The organism is Polaromonas sp., from assembly GCF_036676035.1.
Taxonomy (GTDB): Bacteria; Pseudomonadota; Gammaproteobacteria; order Burkholderiales; family Burkholderiaceae_C; genus Polaromonas.
This window is the reverse complement of sequence record NZ_JAKFDR010000033.1, coordinates 1-17,277: the sequence shown is the minus strand read 5'-3', so window position 1 is coordinate 17,277 and position 17,277 is coordinate 1. Positions and strand designations below refer to the sequence as shown.

Sequence of the window (17,277 nt, the reverse complement as noted above, 5' to 3'; positions counted from 1 at the left end):
TTGTCCTGCTTTTCCTTCGGCCTCTCTACTTCTCCTTATCGCTCCTTGCTGCGCCTGGGAGCGGGCCGCCGCTCAAGCCTTCAAAAACTCAGCCTTGCCACCCAGCCAGCGCTGAATATGCCGCTGCGCCGGCTCCGCATGCTGGTCCAGCATGACAGGCGCCAGAGCGCGCGCCCAGGCCAGCAAGGCGGTGTCCGTGGCCAGATCGGCAAAACGCAGCAGCGGCGCGCCCGACTGCCGTGCCCCCAGAAACTCGCCGGGGCCGCGAATGTCGAGGTCCCGCCTTGCAATCTCGAAGCCATCGCCGGTTTCAACCATGGCCTTCAACCGGGCACGCGCGGTTTCACCCAGCCGGGGCGATTCGCCGGTGGAGTACAGCAGCACGCAGGCCGATGCCGCCGCACCGCGCCCGACCCGGCCGCGCAACTGGTGCAACTGGCTCAAGCCAAAACGCTCGGCATGCTCAATCACCATCAGCGAGGCATTGGGCACATCCACCCCCACCTCGATCACGGTGGTGCTAACCAGCACGCCCATCTGGCCGCTGGTAAACAGGCTCATCACGGCTTTTTTCTCGGCCACCGGCATGCGCGAGTGCAGCAGGCCCACCATTACACCGGGCAGGGCGGCGCTCAGGGCTTCATGCGTTTGCGTGGCGTTGACCAGATCGATGGATTCGCTCTCTTCAATCAAGGGGCACACCCAGTAAATCTGCCGGCCTTCGGCCAGCTGGGCACGGATGCGCGCAATCACCTCATCGCGGCGTGCGTCGTTGACCACCTTGGTCACGATGGGCGTGCGGCCCGGGGGCAGCTCGTCGATGGTCGACACATCGAGGTCGGCGTAATAGCTCATGGCCAGCGTGCGCGGGATCGGCGTCGCGGTCATCATCAGCAAATGCGGTTCACGCTGCGCGCGAACCGCATTTGCGGTGTCATTGCTCGCCCCCTCCCCGGCCCTCCCCCGGCCGGGGGAGGGTTCCGCATCCAGGTTCATTTTGCTGCGCAAGGCCAGCCGCTGCGCGACGCCAAAGCGGTGCTGCTCGTCAATGATGGCCAGCGCCAGGTTTTTGAACTGCACCTTGTCCTGGATCACGGCGTGGGTGCCGACCACCAGGGCGGCCTCGCCGCTTGCAATCTGCGCCAGCGCCTCGCGCCGCTCCTTGGTCTTCTGGCTGCCGGTCAGCCAGGCCGTCTTGATGCCCAGCGGCTCCAGCCAGCCGATCAGCTTGCGAAAGTGCTGCTCGGCCAGGATTTCAGTGGGCGCCATCAGCGCGCATTGCCAGCCGGCGTCCATGCAGCGCGCGGCGGCCAGCGCCGCCACCACGGTTTTGCCGGAGCCCACATCGCCCTGCAGCAAGCGGTGCATGGGAATGTTTTTCCGCAAATCGGCACTGATCTCTGCGCAGACGCGCTGCTGCGCTGCCGTCAAGCGAAACGGCAGCCGTTCCAGCAGCTGGCCATGCAGGGTACCGGCCGGGGCGGCCAGCGACGGGGCTCGCATGGCCGCGCGCACACGCCGGGCCTGCAGCTGCGACAGCTGCTGGGCCAGCAGTTCCTCGGCTTTGAGCCGCTGCCAAGCCGGGTGGCTGCGGTCTTCCAGTGTGGCCAGCGCCACATCGGGCGCCGGGTGGTGCAAAAACTGTAGCGCTTCACGCAAGCTGGAGGCGGGCTGAGGCAGGTTTTTGGCAGGAATGGTTTCACCCAGATCAGCCCGACCCAGGCCGCTGAGCACGGCCTTGCGCAGGTAGGCCTGGGGCAGGCCGGCGACGGTGGAGTAGACCGGCGTGAGCGCCGCGGGCAGCTCACCGCCGGCCAGCTTGAAGCTGGGGTGCACCATCTCGCGGCCAATAAAGCCGCCCCGAATTTCGCCGCGCACCCGCACCCGGGCGCCCACGCTCAGGGTTTTCTGGTGCGAAGGGTAAAAATTGATGAAGCGCAGCACGCAGGTGTCGGTGCCGTCATCCACCCTCACGTGCAACTGGCGGCGCGGGCGAAATGCTATCTCGCTATGGGTGACCTGCGCCTCGATTTGCACCAGATCGCCGTCCCGCGCATCGGCCAGTGGCGTGATGCGGGTTTCGTCCTCGTAGCGCAGCGGCAGGTGCAGCGCCAGATCGATGTCGCGGCGCAAGCCCAGTTTTTCAAGCGCTTTCTGGGCCTGGGATTTTTCGGCTGGTGCTTTGGCCGTGCCCTTGCCGGAAACCTGACCTTGGGATTCGGAGGTTTTTCGGGAAGGGGCACCAGAGGCTGACATGGGACAATTGTGCCTTCATGAAGACGCATTTCAGCCTCAGTGATTTTGATTTCACGCTCCCCCAGGAATTGATTGCCCAGCACCCGGCTGCCGAGCGCCATGCGTCGCGCCTGCTCGACGGCCGGCAAGGCAGCCCGGTGGACCGCCGCTTTGCCGAACTGCCCGACCTGTTGCTCCCCGGCGATTTGCTGGTGTTTAACGACACCAAGGTGGTCAAGGCCCGGCTGTTTGGGCAAAAAAGCAGCGGCGGCAAGCTGGAACTGCTGATCGAACGGGTGCTGCCCTGCAGCGCCGAGTCAGGCCACGAGGTCGCGGCGCACATGAAGGTCAGCAAAAAACCGCTGCCGGGCGCCGTGCTGCACATGGACGGCGGGTTTACCGCGACCCTGCTGGGCCGCTGGCCGCAGGAAGACGGGCCGCTGTACCGCTTTGCACTGAGCAGCGAGCCCTATGCGCTGATGGAACAACACGGCCATGTGCCGCTGCCGCCCTACATCACGCACAGCGATTCGGCCGACGACGCCCGGCGCTACCAGACCGTGTTTGCCAAGTACCCCGGCGCCGTCGCCGCGCCGACGGCCGCGCTGCATTTTGACGAAGCCATGCTGGCGCAGCTGGAGGCGCGCGGCGTGCAGCGCGCCAACGTCACCCTGCATGTGGGCGCCGGCACCTTCCAGCCGGTCAAGGCCGAGAACCTAGCCGACCACGTGATGCACTTCGAACGCTTTGAAGTGCCCGCCGCCACCCAGCAGGCGGTGGTCGACTGCAAGGCCCGCGGCGCACGCGTGGTGGCGGTGGGCACAACGACGGTGCGGGCGCTCGAGTCGGCCGCCAGGTTCGGCCCGGCCTGCAAGGACACCAATATTTTCATCACCCCGGGCTTTGAGTTTGCCGTGGTCGATGTGCTGCTGACCAACTTCCATTTACCCAAAAGCACGCTGATGATGCTGGTCAGCGCCTTTGCCGGTTACGAGCACATCATGGCGCTGTACCAGCACGCCATTGAGCAGCGCTACCGGTTTTTCAGCTACGGCGATGCCATGCTGCTGCAGCGAGCCGGCGCCTCATCCTCTCTCTCCCTTTGAGACAATCTCCCCATGCTGCAATTTGAAGTCCTGAAAACCGATCCCGCCGAGGGCGCCTACCTGGGCTCCTTCGCCCGCCGCGGCACGCTCACGCTCAACCATGGCGTGGTGCAAACACCCATCTTCATGCCCGTGGGCACCTACGGCACGGTCAAGGGCGTGATGCCCCAGTCGCTACACGACATGGGCGCGCAAATCATCCTGGGCAACACCTTTCACCTGTGGATGCGCCCGGGTCTTGAGGTGATGCAGCAGTTTGGCGGGCTGCACAAGTTCGAGCGCTGGAACAAACCCATCCTCACGGACAGCGGCGGTTTCCAGGTCTGGTCGCTGGGCGAGATGCGCAAGATCTCCGAGGAAGGCGTGAAGTTCGCCTCCCCCGTCAACGGCGACAAGCTGTTCCTGACGCCCGAGATCTCCATGCAGATCCAGACCGTGCTCAACAGCGACATCGTGATGCAGTTTGACGAGTGCACACCCTACGACACCAAGGGCCACATCACCACCGAGGCCGAGGCGCGCGACTCGATGGAGCTGAGCCTGCGCTGGGCCAAGCGTTGTGAGATCGAGTTTGAAAAGCTTGAAAACCCCAACGCGCTGTTTGGCATCGTGCAGGGCGGCATGTACGAAAACCTGCGCCAGGAATCGCTGGATGCGCTGGTCGAGCTGGACTTTCCGGGCTACGCCATCGGCGGCGTGAGCGTGGGCGAGCCCAAGGAAGAAATGCAGCGCATCATGGCGCACACGCCGCACCGCCTGCCGGGCCACAAACCGCGCTACCTGATGGGCGTGGGCACACCGGAAGACCTGGTGGAGGGCGTGGCCGCCGGCGTGGACATGTTTGACTGCGTGATGCCGACGCGCAACGCGCGCAACAGCCACATGTTCACGCGCTTTGGCGACCTGAAAATCCGCAACGCCCGCTACAAAACCGACGAGCGGCCGGTGGATGAGACCTGCGGCTGCTACACCTGCAAGGGCCGAACCCTGCCCGACGGCACGACGTCGGGGGGCTTCAGCCGGGCCTATCTGCACCACCTGGACCGCTGCGGCGAAATGCTCAGCCCCATGCTCAACAGCATCCACAACCTGCACTACTACCTGAACCTGATGCAGGAAGTGCGCGACGCGCTGGACGCCGGGCGCTTTGGGGAGTTCGCCGCGCAGTTTCGTGCCGACCGCCAGCGCGGTATTTGAGGTTCAGACGAGCTTTCTTTCCCATGAAACAAGACGACGCACTGAAAGCCCTGGCCCCCGCCTCTCCCTCTCCTCTTGCCCGCCTGCCCACCCACTACCGCTGGGTCGGCATTTTCATCGCGGTGGCGCTGGGTTATCTGTTCGGGCTGGGCGGGGACCAGATTCCGGGCAATGGCGACGAGCTGGTCTACGCCCATATTGCCCGCCTCACGGCGCAGACCGGCAACTGGCTGCCGCTGGTCAGCTCCTACGATTTCATGCGCAACACCAAGCCCCCGCTGCTGTTCTGGCAGGCCCTGGTGGCCGGCCAGTGGGGGGAGCACTGGACGCTGTTCCATTTGCGGGTGCCCAGCGTGCTGTACTCGTGGGGTGTCAGCCTCATGGCAGGCCTGCTGACCTGGAAAATCCTGCAAACCAACAGCAGTGCCTCGCCCTCTGCTGCGTCTGCTGCGCCGCAAGAACCGGCTCAACATGCCATCACCCTGGGCGCGATCGCCGGCATTGTCTACCTGACGTTTTTCAGCAGCTATCGCTACGGCCGGCCCTACCTGACCAGCTCACCGGAAACCTTCTGGCTGTTTGCCGTGTTTTTCGTGCTGGCCTGGTCGCCCTCGCGCATGCTGGCCTCCCGCTGGCGCTTTCCGCTGATCGCGGGTCTGCTCACCGGCATCGGCTGCCTGTACAAAACCTTTGCCATGGTGATCCCCGTCGGCCTGGCACTGGCCTTGTGCTACCAGATCGTGAGCGCCCGGCAATCGGTCTGGCGCATTGCCCGGCCCGGCGTGGTGGCCGATGGCCTGAAGGTGATCCTCTGCACCTTGCTGGCCCTGGGCATTTTCAGCCTGTGGTTTGTGGTGGACCCCCAGCCCGGCGAGGTCTGGCGCGAATTTGTGCTCGGCGAAAACGCCGGCAAGTTCAAGTCCGCCCAGGGTTACCTGGAGGTCGCCTTGCGCAGCTCGGGCGGGGTGACGGGCATTTTGCTGGGCTACTTCACCAACGCCGGCCTGCTGCTGCCAGTGGCTATCGGCGCGGCTTGGGCCGCTTGGCGCAGCCACCGCCAGCATCGCCCGGTCAGCGACGCGGAAAAAATCCTGTGGCTCTGGCTGCTGGTGGTCATGGTGATTTTTGTGCTGCCCAACCAGCGCTCCGCTCGCTACCTCGTGATCGCCATGCCCGCCGTCGCCATCCTGATCGCGCTGCACTGGCAGCGCATTGGCCGGGTCTGGTTCATGGCGACCCTGCTCATCTGCATCATCGCCACCTTGCTGATGGGCCTGATTGGCTGGGGCGCGACGCGGGCAACGCACGATGCGTGGCTTTATTCCGCCCTGTTCTGGCTGTTTCTGGCGCTGCTGCTGGGCGCCTGCCTCTATGGCCTCTTCAAACCTGATGCAACGCGCCACATGGCGGCGCTCGCCGGCTTCTCGGTGCTGTTTTCACTGGCGTGGGTGACGCAGCCCTTCGAGGGCCGCCTCGGCCGCTTCAGTGCCGAATCACTGGCCAAGATGCAGGGCCAGACGGTGGCCGTGCCGCATGACTTCCTGGGCCAGTTTGAACGCTACGAGTTCATCATCCCGGGCGCCCGGGTCAAACCTTACCTGGCCGAAAAACCGGTGAGCTTTGGTGAGCTGGACAGTTTGCTGGCCAGCCACCGTTATGTGCTGGTGCAGCGGCCCGTGGGGGAGAAACCCTGCGGGCAATGCCGCATCGTTGACGCGCGCTGGGACCTGCGCACCAGCAAAAACCGCAAAGAAGGCAACATGGCGGCCTTCCGCAGCCCCGAAACCTTCTGGTTTGCCAGAGAGTACCTGGTGGAGCGGGCCACGCCCTGAGCGCCGCCCAACACCATTTTCATCAAAGGACTGATCATGCAATACCGTCGCCTCGGAAACAGCAACCTGAAGGTTTCAAGCTTGTGCCTGGGCACCATGATGTTTGGCCAGCAAACACCGTTTGACGAGGCAGCGCGCATCGTGGCCTCGGCTCGCGAGCATGGGCTCAACTTCATCGACACGGCCGACGTGTACAACAAGGGCCAATCGGAAAAAGACGTCGGGAAGCTGCTCACCGGCCAGCGCCACCATTGGGTGCTGGCCAGCAAGCTGGGCAACCCGGTCAGCGATGCCATCAATGAGGGTCATTACTCGCGCCGCTGGCTGATGCAGGAAACCGACGCCATCCTCAGCCGGCTGCAGACCGACTACCTGGACATTCTTTACCTGCACCGCGACTACCACGAAGCCAACCTCGAGGAAGCCGTGCGTGCGCTGGGCGACCTGATCCGCGCCGGCAAAATCCGCAGCTTTGGCCTGTCCAATTTTCGCGGCTGGCGCATCGCCGAGGTCTATCGCCTGTGCGAGAAAGCCGGCGTGCCGCAGCCGGCCGTGTGCCAGCCGTATTACAACCTGCTCAACCGCGGACCGGAAGTTGAAATCCTGCCGGCCTGTGCTCACTACGGACTGGGCGTCGTGCCCTACAGCCCCTTGGCGCGCGGCGTGCTCACGGGCAAATACCCGCCCGGCCAGCAGCCGGCCGAGGGCACGCGCGCGGGCAGCGGCGACAAACGCATCCTGGAAACCGAGTTCCGTGAAGAGTCGCTGCTGATCGCTCAAAAAATCAAGGCGCACTGTGAAGCAAAAGGCTGGGTGCCGGGGCAGTTTGCCGCCGCTTGGGTGCTTGCCAACCCCCTGATCAGCTCCGTGATCGTCGGGCCGCGCACGCTGGCGCACATGGAAGATGTGTACGCCGCCACGGAGTTGAAGCTGGCACCGGACGACGAGGCCTTCATCAACGAACTGGTGGTGCCCGGCCATGCGTCAAGCCACGGCTACAACGACCCAGCCTACCCTTTCTTCGGCCGCCCGGTCTGATCCTGTCACTCAGGCAGTTGCCGCGCCTGCCTCCGGCGGGCGCTTGCCTTGCCCGCCCGTTGCCCCGCAGGCATGGCAAAACTTGGCAAACGCGCTTTTGCGTGTCGTGCACTGGAAGCAGTGGTCAAAAAGGCCGATGCCGCAATGCGGACAAAAATCGATTTCGGGATTCTTCAGCTCCACCGGCCGCTCGCAGCCGGGGCACACGCTTTTGGCCAGCCGCGCCAGCGCCACGTCGTAGCTGAGTTCTTCGCGGCGTTGCGCGTCGGGCAGTTGCTCGGCCAGCTTTTGCCGCTCCAGGTAGCGGTTGAGCGACACAATTGCCTGCCGGCCCACCAGCGCCGTCACCACAATGCCGACGATGTAGCGCACATAGCCGCCGTAACTGGGCAGGTAGGGCACCAGCTCGACGAAAAAGGCGAACAGCGCGAAGATGATGAAGCCCCAGACGAAGGGCCACCAGGTGCTTTTGCGTTGTTTGACAAACAGCCAGCCGGCGATGACCAGCAGCGGCAAGGTCAAGGCCAGTCGGTACAGGAACACCCGCAGTTCGACGCGGCGGTTTTCGGCGTTGAGCAGCTTTTGCGCCACTTCCTGCAACTCATTGAGCTTACCGCGCTCGCGCGCTGCCGCCTGCCGGGCATCGAGTGCGGCCTGCTGCTGGGCCTCCACGGCGACGCCGGCGGCACGCTCGCGGGCTTTCAGCGCATCCAGGGCCTTGGTCCGCTCGATCAGCTCCGGGTCCTGATCGGCCAGCTGCGTGGCATGGCGCGTGGCCAGCCAGTTGTTGAAGCTGTCGCGCGCGGCAGAAGAGTCGGCTTGCGCGGCACGGCGCTTGAGCTGCGCCTGCTCCAGCGCGCCTTGGGCGTCCTGCTCGGCCCGCGTGGCGGTTTTGATCGCCGTGCGCAAGGCGCTGGCGGTGGCAGGGTCCATGAAGTCGTCGAGCGAGAGCTGTTTTTCCACCTTGGGCAAATCGCCCACCACGGTGCCGCCCAGCCCGATCAGGAAGCCGGCGAACACCAGCGCCACCAGCCACAGGCCGCGGCGAAACCATTTCTCGGACAGTCGTAAGCCTTTGCTCATGATGGGTTCCTTATGTGAAATACAGGAGAGGTCACAGTTTGACGATTGTCGGGGTTAGCCCCGGCACCGCCAATTGCGCGCGCGGCAACCAGTCAAACACCGAGTCGACGGTCACGGTTTCGATGCGGTCCGAAAAGCGCTTGTCGTTGGGATGGTCGTCAAACGCCACATTGGCGGCACTCAGGCGCCCACCCAGCCGCGTCAGCGGACCTATCCTGAGCACCGCCGGTTCATAGGCCTTGAACTGCAGCCAGGCCTGGGCCCGCTCGCGCGAGTTGACGCCGGGCTCCATGGCGGCGGCCAGGGTTTCAATCGCCCACTGGTTGGACTGCTGGTATTGGAGGCCCCAGGCATAGCTCACGATGCTGTAGGGCTTGTGGTGCAGGCTGACTGCCCGGGCCGGGTCCTGCAGCAGGCCCAGCACGCGCGTCTGAACCTCGGGCGTGAGCGGCAGCCAGGCGGCTTCAAAGCGCCATAGATCGTCGAGAAAGAACTCACCCAGCCCCTGGCGGTAAATGGCCGATTCGCTGGTGCCGCAGTGGTTGAGCTTGTGCAGCACGCGCCAGGTGGTGCCGCCCTGGCCATCGCTTTGCTGGTAGGCCAACCCCAGGTGCGAGTAGCGCACCCCATACTTGCTCAGGTCCTGGCCGGCGCGCGCCAGCACCACCACTTTCTGGCCGCTGGCGTTGAGCGAAGCCAGTGTTTTCTCGGCCAGCGTCAGGCCGCGCTCCACCGTCTGGGACGTGGTCTTTTTGGCTTCGCAGGAACGTCCGGCATGGGCGGCGGGCGCGGCCAGCAGGGTTGCCGCCATCAGGCAAGCGAAGAGGCGCTTCATAAGACAGTAGTTCATGGTGAGGCCTTTTCTTTACTGTATTGAGTACATGAGTTTTAGTAGGTAAGCCGTTCGCTGTACAGCAAAGCACGGCCCAGCGCGTTGGGGATGAAGGCAATCGCCTCGCCTGCGGCAGACAGCACCACGCCGGCGCCGATCACACTGACGGTCACGGCGGTGCCGGCCACCAGGGAAGCAGCGGCAACACCTCTGCCTACCACCTCGATGCTGGCACGGGCGCCGTCGGAAGCGCGCTCCAGCACATAGAGGGTGCCGCGCGCCGTGCTCTCCACGGTTTTGACCACCAGCACGCTACCCGCCGTGGAGAGCATGACCGGCACGGCCACCACCGCGCTGGCGCCGACCACGACCGACGCCACCGGCAGGGCAGAGACGGCGCTCAGGGCCGAGGCCTCCGTTTGCGCTTGAGCACGAATTGGGGCTGTAGCCAGCGTCAACATTGCGCAAACAGCTATCAAAAGAGTAGCTAATCTGTTTTTCATGAATATCTCCAGGAAGTTCTTGTTGATGACGTTGATGACGTTGATGAAGTTGATGTCTCGCCGATGTTGATTACCCGGCATCCGCGCTGCCGCGTGACAGGCGGCCGGCCATGCGGGCTTCGCTCACATCCGCCTCGTGCCTGTCGCGCAGGGTCTTGGCCAGGGTAAAGCTGCAGGTGATCAGATAAAGCCAGCTCACGCCCAGAAACGCCTTGTAGGTCTCGTTGACCTCCATGCGCCACAAGCCCCAGCCGGTCAGCGACATGGCCAGGAAAAACCCGCCCCAGACCACCAGCTTGAACATGGGCGTATCGGCTGTTTTGCCTTCGGCCCGGCTTTTCTCGTGGTCACGCACATGCTTGGCCAGCACGAAGGCGGCCGACAGGCAGAAAAAATAGCCCATGACCATGAAGGCCCGGTCCAGATCCCGGCCCGGCAGATACGCCAGGCCCACGGCACACAGGAAAACAGCGACCAGAAAGGAAACCCAGACCTGCAGTTGCCAGGGCTTGGAGTCACGGTGTATCAGCACTTGCATAAAGACCTTTGGAGGTGGTTAAGGAGCACTCAGTGTGCCCGGCCATCTTCAAAAATCAGCGCACATTCCAATACAGTTCTTAAAATTTATCCTGAAAGTCTCTTTTTTTGATACCCTCAGAGCCTTCAGCCCTGTGCCAGCAAGCCGGCCACCCGGGCCCGCAGGGCTTCCGGCTGCACCTGCGCTGCGGGCAGGGCCTCGCCCACATTCAGGCCGACCCGGCTGAACATGCCGCGCCGAAAAGGCCGCACCATGGCGCCACCGCGCTCCACGCGGCTGAAGAAGGAACCCCACAGATGGGTCAGCGCCATCGGGATCACCGGCGGGCTCACGCCGTCCTGCCGGGCTGTCTCCAGGATCTTCATGAGGCCGCCCTTGAAGGGCTGCAGCTGGCCGTCCTTGGTGATGCTGCCTTCCGGGAAAATCGCCAGCAGATTGCCCTCCCGGAGCACTTGGGCCGCGGCGGCAAAGGCCGCTTCGTAGGCCACCGGGTCTTCGGCGCGCGGCGCAATCGGGATCGCCTTGGCCAGCCTGAACAACCAGCCCAGCACCGGGATTTTGAAAATGCGGTGGTCCATCACGAAATAGATGGGACGCGGGCTGGCGGCCATCAGCAGCACGGCGTCGACAAAGCTCACATGGTTGCAAGCCAGCACCGCTGCGCCCTGCGCGGGAATATGCTCGTCACCGGCGACCTTGAAGCGGTAGACACAGCGCGAGGCAAACCAGGCAATGAAGCGCAGCAGGTACTCGGGCACCAGCAGGAAGATGTAAAAAGCCACCACCGCGTTGGCCAGCCCGGCCAACAGGAAAATCTGCGGGATGGTGAAGCCGGTCTTGAGCAGCACGCCGGCCATGAGGGCGCTCGCAATCATGAACAGCGCGTTCAGGATGTTGTTGGCGGCGATGATGCGGGCGCGGTGCGTGGGCTGGCTGCGCAGCTGGATCAGGGCATACATGGGCACGCTGTACAGGCCGGCAAACAGGCTCAGCAGCGCCAGGTCCATCATCACGCGCCAGTGGGCGTGTTGTGACATGAAAGTAGCCATGCCCATGATTGGAGCGGGCGGCAAACCGCGCGATGCGAAGTAGAGATCAATCGCAAACACGCTCATGCCGATGGCGCCCAGCGGCACCAGCCCGATTTCGACATGGCGTCGGCTGAGCACCTCGCACAAGAGGGATCCGGTGCCAATGCCTATCGAAAAAACCACCAGCAGCAAGGACGCCACCTGCTCGTTGCCGTGCATCACCTCTTTGGCAAAGCTCGGGAACTGGCTCAGAAAGACCGCGCCAAAAAACCACATCCAGCTGATGCCCAGCAGCGAGCGGAACACGACGATGTTGCCGTGGGCCAGCTTGAGGTTGCGCCAGGTCTCCGTCACCGGGTTCCAGTTGATGGTGAGCCCGGGGTCGGTGGCGGGCGCCTGCGGAATAAACTGCGCCACCACCCGACCCACCAAAGCCAGCATCACACAGGCCATGGCCACATAGTCCGGCCCCACCTGAGGCACCGCCACAATCAGGCCGCCCACAATATTGCCCAGCAAAATGGCCACAAACGTACCCATCTCGACCATGCCGTTGCCACCGGTCAGCTCGCGCTCGCTCAGCGCCTGCGGCAGGTAGGCAAACTTGACCGGGCCAAACAGCGTGGAATGCAAGCCCATCAAAAACGTGCAGCCCAGCAGCACTGGCACCTGAACGTTGACGTTGCCGCTGAGAAATCCCACGGCAGCGATCAGCATGATCACCACTTCCAGGTTTTTCACAAAGCGGATGACACGGGTTTTCTCGAACTTGTCAGTCAGCTGGCCGCTGGTGGCCGAGAACAGCAGAAACGGCAGGATGAACAGCGCGCCAATCACCAGCCCGGCCATGGCCGGCGGCAGCCAGCTCACGCTGAGCTGGTAGGTCACCATCACGGTGAAAGCGAACTTGAACAGGTTGTCATTGGCCGCGCCGGAAAACTGCGTCCAGAAAAACGGCGCGAAACGGCGCTGCCGGAGCAGGTCAAACTGGTTGGGGTGTTCATGCACGACCGGCGGGGGTGCCGTGGCGACAACTTCAGCGCTCATGGATATGACTCCTCTGTCTTATGCTTTTTTGGCTTGCCTCAATCCGGGCTTTTGGCGCTTGGCTGGGGCAGGTGGTCTGGATTCTGCCCTGCTTTTGTGACCCTGGCGATGGCGACGATGACCGGCCAGGCGGCGCAGCTGGCCACCAGGTGTTTGAGGCTGTGCCCCGACACCACATGGCCGGTCAGCTCATACACCCAGTGGTCGCCGAGTTCCAGCAGTTTGGCCAGGATGTAAATCAGGATGACGATACCCCAGCGCACGGCCAGCGCGCCTGGCAGCGCTTGCAGGCAAACCAGCCACAGCACCAGCGCCAGACCGCCAAACTGCAGCGCCAGCCAGGGCGTTACGTTGCCGGTCACGGCCCAGACGCCGACGCTGGCGGGCCCGAACGCCAGCACAGCCAACGCCAGCGCGACACCGGCACGCGCACTAATGCGCCCGCCCGCGGCCAGGCCCAGCAAGCCGGCATAGGCCACCACCATGCCCAGGCGATCCGGCACCAGCGCCGCGTCATCCGGCTGCCAGTGGTAGTAGCCGGAACCTGCCGCGGTCAGCAGCAAACCGGTGAAAAACAAGGCGGCCATGCGGTACTGGCTGGCGCTCAGGGCCGGCCCTTGCGGGCCGCTCCGGCGTGCCGTGCGCCATTGACGGCCCAGGCACCCGATGCCCAGCAAGCCCCACAACGCAAAAGACAGATTGCCCAGCACATCCCGCGCAAACGGAATGCCCCACAGCAGGCGCTGGTCCGCAAAATCGTGATGATTGGCGGGCTGTGCAACCGCTGGCCCCCAGAACGCCAATCCCAGCAGCACGACCAGCACAATCAGCAGCATGATTTCCAGCCTGCTCAATCTCAATTCCAGTTTGCTCCCTGAAAGATTCACAGCGACTCCTTCTTGAAAAGATGCTGCAGTGTGCTGCGCCAGCCCGGAAAAGCTGGTGAATACCGATACAGGTCGGTTCAGAACCACCGGGAGTATTGATAATCGATACTCATTATTCCCCCTAAAGGCCCTTGATGAGTACAACCGCCGATCTGGTGCTGGCCCTGAAGAAAGAGCTCAAGGCGGCGCAAATGACCTATGCCGACCTGGCGCGTGCATTGGGCATGGCCGAGTCCAGCGTCAAGCGCATGCTGGCCCGGGGCGACATGCCGCTGTCACGCATTGATGCGATCTGCCGAGCCCTAAAAATTGACTTTGCCGAGCTGGCCCGGCGCGTGGCCGATGCGCAGCCCCTGCTGGCCGGGCTCAGCGAAGCGCAGGAAAAAGCCGTGGTGGCCGACAAGAAACTTCTCTTGGCCGCCATATGCGTGCTGTCGCAATGGACGCTGGAGCAGATGACGGGCAGCTACCGCCTGTCCGAAGCCGAGTGCATCAAATACCTGGCGCAGTTGGACCGCATCGGCATCATCGAGCTCAAACCGCTGAACCGCTACCGGCTCAAGCTGGCCAAGACCTTCCGCTGGCGGCCGCACGGCCCGGTGATGGCTTACTTTCGCGAGAACGCGCTGCTCGATTACTTTTCAGGCGGCTTCGACGGCGCCGATGAGGGCCTGCTGCTGGTGCATGGCTCCATCAGCCGCAGCCTGGCGCCTTCGTTTCTGGAACGCATGCAGCGTGTGGCCCAGGACTTTGCCCAGCAGCACCAGGCCGACCAGAAACTGCCCGACAAGGCGCGCGAAGGCTACACCTTGCTGCTGGCCATGCGCAGCTGGGAGTTTGAGGCTTTCACCGCCTTGCGGCGCTGAGGCTTTGTCTTTAAAAATCCGTCACCCATGACCCAAGGCCATGGTCAAGTTTCCTCTGTCCCGGTAAACACCGTCAGCACGCCGGTGTAGCCATACAAGTGATGGCGGGCGATTTCGCCGCCTGCAAAAAAGCCGACCAGCGGCACATCGCCCAGCGCCCGCCGCACAATCTGCAACTCGGCACTGGGGGCGCCAAAGTGCGGGCCGCCGCGTCCCGAGCAGCTCACATAAACGGCCCCGGCAATGCGGCGTGCCGGATGCGGCGCCGATTCGGCTTGCGAACCACTCAAGGCACTGGCCACTTCCAGCGTCACCTCCTGGGGCTCGAGCTCTTCGCGGATTTCGGTGCAGATGCGAATCAGGTCAGCCCGCGCGGCGACGGCGTTGCGCTCGCAAAAAGCCAGCGTCATGCCCACCGCCGGCACATCGGCAATCGCGACGCCCTTGCGCGCCGGGTCCAGCCCGATCAGGTGGCGCACCACCACGTCGGCGCCAAATTGGCCCGCGCGCTGCGGGCCGGCGTCGTCAAACCCGCCGTGGCTGCGGCCCAGGCCGACCAGCGTGTTGCGTACCTTGGCCAGCGCCTCGCGCGGCTTGTCGAGTGAGACGTCCAGGTCGGCCAGCATCACGTCCAGCGCAGGCTGGCCGTCGAGCTGCGTGACCACATTGTTTTCGCAGGCGGTGATTTCGTGCTTGCCCGAGATCGGCTGGCAACCCTGGGTGACGCGTGACACCAGTGTCGCGCCACGTGCAAAAGCCACGCCGCTCAAACCACCGCTGAACACCCCGCCGGCCGCACCCTGCCCTTGTACATTGCCATGGCCGCTGAGCGCAAACTGCACGATGCCGGAGCGGCTGGACGCCAGGCCGCCAAACACATAGCCGCTGTCGGTGCGCTGGGCCATTTCGTCAATCAGCTCGGCCACATCGGGGGTGCCGGCATCGGCATGCACCAGCGCGGTGTGGGCCTTGAAGCGGCCCGTGCTGGCCGGTGGCAGCGGTGACACGCCTGAAAACACGCGGTACTGGTCGTGCGGCAGCTCGCACAGCATCACGGCCAGCGCCGGCTCGTCGAAATACTCCACGTTGTTGGAGGCAATACCGATGCCCACCGTGCCGCTCCAGTCGGTGATTTCAGGCAGCTCGGCACTGAGGTGGTTGAGGATGTCTTGCGCATGGGCGGCGTAATGGTCGGTGATGTAGAGCAGCGCCAGCGTGGGCGCACTGGCATAGCCGGGCAAAGCCATCTGGGCGTGCAGCTGCGCCAGCACCAGACCAGCCGCCAACTCCCATTGCGGATGGGTCGCGTGGCCGTAGGGAAACAGTTTCATCGTGAGCGGCTGCTGCGAGCCGTGGTTTTGCGGGCCGTTGAACGGGAAGAAGAAGCCGCGGCCTTGCGCGCCGGGGCTTTGGCACCCTTGGTCGCCACCGGCTGGGTGCTGCGCAGGGCGCTGTTCATGGCGGCACGGGCGCCGCCTGCGACGGTTTTGGTGGCGCTATCGGCCATGCCCTTGGCCAGACCCGTGGCCATGTCGGTGGCCGTTTTCACGGCATCCTTGGCCAACCCGGTGGCCAGGCTTTTGGTGGTGTCCATGGCGGTTTTCCTGGCCGCTTCCTTCATGGCGTCGGCGGCAATGTTCTGGAACTGCTGGGTCAGCGAACCCCACCACTGCATGGGGTCCACCACGCCGGCCGCAGCGCCTGCCTTGGACTTGGCAGACGCACTGCTTTTGGCCCTGGCCTTGCCTTTGGGGGCGGATGCGTTGGAGGGCGGCACTTCCAGCCCCGAGAAAGTCTTGGCCTTCTCGGCCACGCGCTGCACGCCGCCGGCCACGGTGTCGGCCACCTTGAGTTTGAAGGCATTGGCCACGTCGCCCATGTTGAAGTTCATGCCCTTGAGCGTGGCCAGCGTCATCTTCTGCACCTCCAGGGCCTGAATCGTGGCCTTGAGCGCCGTGGCGTTCTGGTCGAGCCAGAACTGCACCGCCTTGAGCTCTTCAATGCGCTTGTCCAGCTCCTCCACATTGAGCGTGGGCGCCACCCAGTTGCCCAGGTTGGGCAGCTGCGGAATGCTGTGGGTGGCGCTGCCGGCGGCCTGCTTGGCCAGATTCTGCAAAAAGTCAAAGCCGGGGACAAACTTGCCAAAACCGGGGAAAGAAGGGCTGTCTGCATCGCTCATGGGGTCTCCTGGCTTAAGGCGAAATGAACCGTTTGAACTGGGTTCCTGATTGGGTCATGGGGGTTCATGCTCCTCTCATTGTGCAGCGTCATGGCTGCACGTCAACCCGTTTTTATTCTGCCGGAGTGCAGGCTGCGCGCGTACTGCAAAAAAAACCATGCTAACCAACATCTTGATATAAAAACCGCTTCCAGCCCGTGCAGAACATGCGCCAGCAGCTATTTATTTAATAGCGAAAAGCCATTCACCACGGCCATCAAGGAAAGATCAGGCTGAGTTCTCATGATGTTGTGCCGCAGCACCGGAAGACCTGCCCCTGCTAAGCTTGCACCATGAAAAGCCTGTTCCATCTCGCCTTCAATGTCAGAAACCTGGACCTGGCCCGCCAGTTCTACGGCGGTGTGCTCGGCTGCGCCGAAGGCCGCGCTACTGCCACCTGGGTGGATTTCGATTTTTTCGGCCACCAGATTTCACTGCACCTGGGCGAGCCCTTCAAGACCGAGCGCACCGGCCATGTGGGCGACACGCTGGTGCCCATGCCGCACTTTGGCCTGGTGCTGGCCCTGCCCGACTGGCAGGCGCTGGCGCAGCGTCTGGAAGCGGCTCACACGGAGTTTGTGCTCAAGCCCCAGGTGCGTTTTGAAGGCCAGCCCGGCGAGCAATGGACCATGTTTTTCTGCGACCCCTTTGGCAACCCGATCGAGATCAAGGGTTTCCGGTCGCTGGACGCGCTTTATTCGGCCTGAGCCGCGCTGCTCGCGCTGGCGCGCGGGCGGCGCTCGGCCGGGGCGGCCACTTTCTGGTCAATCGCGCCAAAAATCGACTGCCCGTCCTTGCCCTTCATCTCGATGCGGATGGAGTCGCCGTACTTCATGAAGTCGGTGCTCGGCTTGCCGTTTTCGA

At 63.8% G+C, this 17,277-nt stretch carries 15 protein-coding genes and 1 pseudogene; 6 read left to right on the top strand and 10 right to left on the bottom strand.

Going from position 1 to position 17,277, the window contains the following annotated elements; genetic code table 11:
• Positions 1 to 72: 72 nt before the first annotated feature.
• Positions 73 to 2,256 carry an ATP-dependent DNA helicase RecG gene (recG, locus tag V6M61_RS05955; RefSeq protein WP_332775648.1) on the bottom strand — a complete coding sequence of 728 codons (2,184 nt, stop codon included), beginning with the start codon at positions 2,254 to 2,256 and terminating at the stop codon, positions 73 to 75.
• 17 nt (positions 2,257 to 2,273) lie between these two features.
• On the opposite strand from recG, the gene queA reads away from it, so the two are divergent.
• From queA to V6M61_RS05935, 4 genes are read left to right on the top strand one after another with little or no spacing between them, the layout of a single operon-like run.
• Positions 2,274 to 3,341 (top strand): tRNA preQ1(34) S-adenosylmethionine ribosyltransferase-isomerase QueA, encoded by a 1,068-nt coding sequence (gene queA, locus V6M61_RS05950; protein WP_332775647.1) that lies wholly within the window; start codon positions 2,274 to 2,276, stop codon positions 3,339 to 3,341.
• 12 nt (positions 3,342 to 3,353) lie between these two features.
• Positions 3,354 to 4,538: a tRNA guanosine(34) transglycosylase Tgt gene (tgt, locus tag V6M61_RS05945; RefSeq protein WP_332775646.1), complete on the top strand. Its 1,185-nt coding sequence runs from the start codon at positions 3,354 to 3,356 to the stop codon at positions 4,536 to 4,538.
• A 23-nt stretch (positions 4,539 to 4,561) separates the two neighbouring features.
• Complete coding sequence (locus V6M61_RS05940) at positions 4,562 to 6,370, top strand: ArnT family glycosyltransferase (RefSeq protein WP_332775645.1); 1,809 nt, start codon at positions 4,562 to 4,564, stop codon at positions 6,368 to 6,370.
• Between the two features lie 36 nt (positions 6,371 to 6,406).
• The gene (locus tag V6M61_RS05935) at positions 6,407 to 7,408 is read left to right on the top strand and encodes an aldo/keto reductase (protein WP_332775644.1); all 1,002 of its coding nucleotides are present in this window, start codon (positions 6,407 to 6,409) and stop codon (positions 7,406 to 7,408) included.
• 9 nt (positions 7,409 to 7,417) lie between these two features.
• Here the strand turns inward: V6M61_RS05935 and V6M61_RS05930 are convergent, their stop codons facing one another.
• The 6 genes from V6M61_RS05930 to V6M61_RS05905 form a co-directional block, all read right to left on the bottom strand.
• Complete coding sequence (locus V6M61_RS05930; RefSeq protein WP_332775643.1) at positions 7,418 to 8,491, bottom strand: zinc ribbon domain-containing protein; 1,074 nt, start codon at positions 8,489 to 8,491, stop codon at positions 7,418 to 7,420.
• A 31-nt stretch (positions 8,492 to 8,522) separates the two neighbouring features.
• Positions 8,523 to 9,326: a DUF2145 domain-containing protein gene (locus V6M61_RS05925; RefSeq protein ID WP_332775667.1), complete on the bottom strand. Its 804-nt coding sequence runs from the start codon at positions 9,324 to 9,326 to the stop codon at positions 8,523 to 8,525.
• Between the two features lie 53 nt (positions 9,327 to 9,379).
• Entirely contained in the window at positions 9,380 to 9,826 is a 447-nt protein-coding gene (locus tag V6M61_RS05920) for a hypothetical protein (RefSeq protein WP_332775642.1), read from the bottom strand.
• A gap of 70 nt (positions 9,827 to 9,896) precedes the next feature.
• Positions 9,897 to 10,364, bottom strand: coding sequence for a YiaA/YiaB family inner membrane protein (locus tag V6M61_RS05915; protein WP_332775641.1), 468 nt, complete (start codon positions 10,362 to 10,364; stop codon positions 9,897 to 9,899).
• Positions 10,365 to 10,489: 125 nt separating this feature from the next.
• Positions 10,490 to 12,442 (bottom strand): MFS transporter, encoded by a 1,953-nt coding sequence (locus tag V6M61_RS05910; RefSeq protein ID WP_332775640.1) that lies wholly within the window; start codon positions 12,440 to 12,442, stop codon positions 10,490 to 10,492.
• A gap of 38 nt (positions 12,443 to 12,480) precedes the next feature.
• Positions 12,481 to 13,296 carry a hypothetical protein gene (locus tag V6M61_RS05905; RefSeq protein WP_332775639.1) on the bottom strand — a complete coding sequence of 272 codons (816 nt, stop codon included), beginning with the start codon at positions 13,294 to 13,296 and terminating at the stop codon, positions 12,481 to 12,483.
• Between the two features lie 167 nt (positions 13,297 to 13,463).
• Here V6M61_RS05905 and V6M61_RS05900 point away from each other — a divergent pair, with 167 nt between their 5' ends.
• A complete protein-coding gene (locus tag V6M61_RS05900; protein ID WP_332775638.1) occupies positions 13,464 to 14,195 on the top strand; it encodes a helix-turn-helix domain-containing protein in 732 nt (243 codons plus the stop codon).
• 44 nt (positions 14,196 to 14,239) lie between these two features.
• Here the strand turns inward: V6M61_RS05900 and V6M61_RS05895 are convergent, their stop codons facing one another.
• Both V6M61_RS05895 and V6M61_RS05890 read right to left on the bottom strand, forming a co-directional pair.
• Positions 14,240 to 15,526, bottom strand: coding sequence for an FIST signal transduction protein (locus V6M61_RS05895; protein WP_332775637.1), 1,287 nt, complete (start codon positions 15,524 to 15,526; stop codon positions 14,240 to 14,242).
• A complete protein-coding gene (locus tag V6M61_RS05890) occupies positions 15,523 to 16,374 on the bottom strand; it encodes a PhaM family polyhydroxyalkanoate granule multifunctional regulatory protein (protein WP_332775636.1) in 852 nt (283 codons plus the stop codon). Before V6M61_RS05890 ends, V6M61_RS05895 begins: the two co-directional genes overlap by 4 nt.
• Before the next feature lie 332 nt (positions 16,375 to 16,706).
• Here V6M61_RS05890 and V6M61_RS05885 point away from each other — a divergent pair, with 332 nt between their 5' ends.
• Complete coding sequence (locus tag V6M61_RS05885) at positions 16,707 to 17,120, top strand: VOC family protein (RefSeq protein ID WP_332775635.1); 414 nt, start codon at positions 16,707 to 16,709, stop codon at positions 17,118 to 17,120.
• Here the strand turns inward: V6M61_RS05885 and V6M61_RS05880 are convergent.
• Positions 17,108 to 17,277, bottom strand: a pseudogene (locus V6M61_RS05880) (fumarylacetoacetate hydrolase family protein); the annotation flags it as partial. The gene V6M61_RS05885 and the pseudogene V6M61_RS05880 sit on opposite strands and share 13 nt — an antisense overlap.

Excerpts from the sequence above, each read along its gene's own strand:
- recG (WP_332775648.1), bottom strand. The coding sequence starts at position 2,256 with ATGTCAGCCTCTGGTGCCCCTTCCCGAAAAACCTCCGAATCCCAAGGT.
- queA (WP_332775647.1), top strand. The coding sequence starts at position 2,274 with ATGAAGACGCATTTCAGCCTCAGTGATTTTGATTTCACGCTCCCCCAG.
- tgt (WP_332775646.1), top strand. The coding sequence starts at position 3,354 with ATGCTGCAATTTGAAGTCCTGAAAACCGATCCCGCCGAGGGCGCCTAC.
- V6M61_RS05940 (WP_332775645.1), top strand. The coding sequence starts at position 4,562 with ATGAAACAAGACGACGCACTGAAAGCCCTGGCCCCCGCCTCTCCCTCT.
- V6M61_RS05935 (WP_332775644.1), top strand. The coding sequence starts at position 6,407 with ATGCAATACCGTCGCCTCGGAAACAGCAACCTGAAGGTTTCAAGCTTG.
- V6M61_RS05930 (WP_332775643.1), bottom strand. The coding sequence starts at position 8,491 with ATGAGCAAAGGCTTACGACTGTCCGAGAAATGGTTTCGCCGCGGCCTG.
- V6M61_RS05925 (WP_332775667.1), bottom strand. The coding sequence starts at position 9,326 with ATGAAGCGCCTCTTCGCTTGCCTGATGGCGGCAACCCTGCTGGCCGCG.
- V6M61_RS05920 (WP_332775642.1), bottom strand. The coding sequence starts at position 9,826 with ATGAAAAACAGATTAGCTACTCTTTTGATAGCTGTTTGCGCAATGTTG.
- V6M61_RS05915 (WP_332775641.1), bottom strand. The coding sequence starts at position 10,364 with ATGCAAGTGCTGATACACCGTGACTCCAAGCCCTGGCAACTGCAGGTC.
- V6M61_RS05910 (WP_332775640.1), bottom strand. The coding sequence starts at position 12,442 with ATGAGCGCTGAAGTTGTCGCCACGGCACCCCCGCCGGTCGTGCATGAA.
- V6M61_RS05900 (WP_332775638.1), top strand. The coding sequence starts at position 13,464 with ATGAGTACAACCGCCGATCTGGTGCTGGCCCTGAAGAAAGAGCTCAAG.
- V6M61_RS05895 (WP_332775637.1), bottom strand. The coding sequence starts at position 15,526 with ATGAAACTGTTTCCCTACGGCCACGCGACCCATCCGCAATGGGAGTTG.
- V6M61_RS05890 (WP_332775636.1), bottom strand. The coding sequence starts at position 16,374 with ATGAGCGATGCAGACAGCCCTTCTTTCCCCGGTTTTGGCAAGTTTGTC.
- V6M61_RS05885 (WP_332775635.1), top strand. The coding sequence starts at position 16,707 with ATGAAAAGCCTGTTCCATCTCGCCTTCAATGTCAGAAACCTGGACCTG.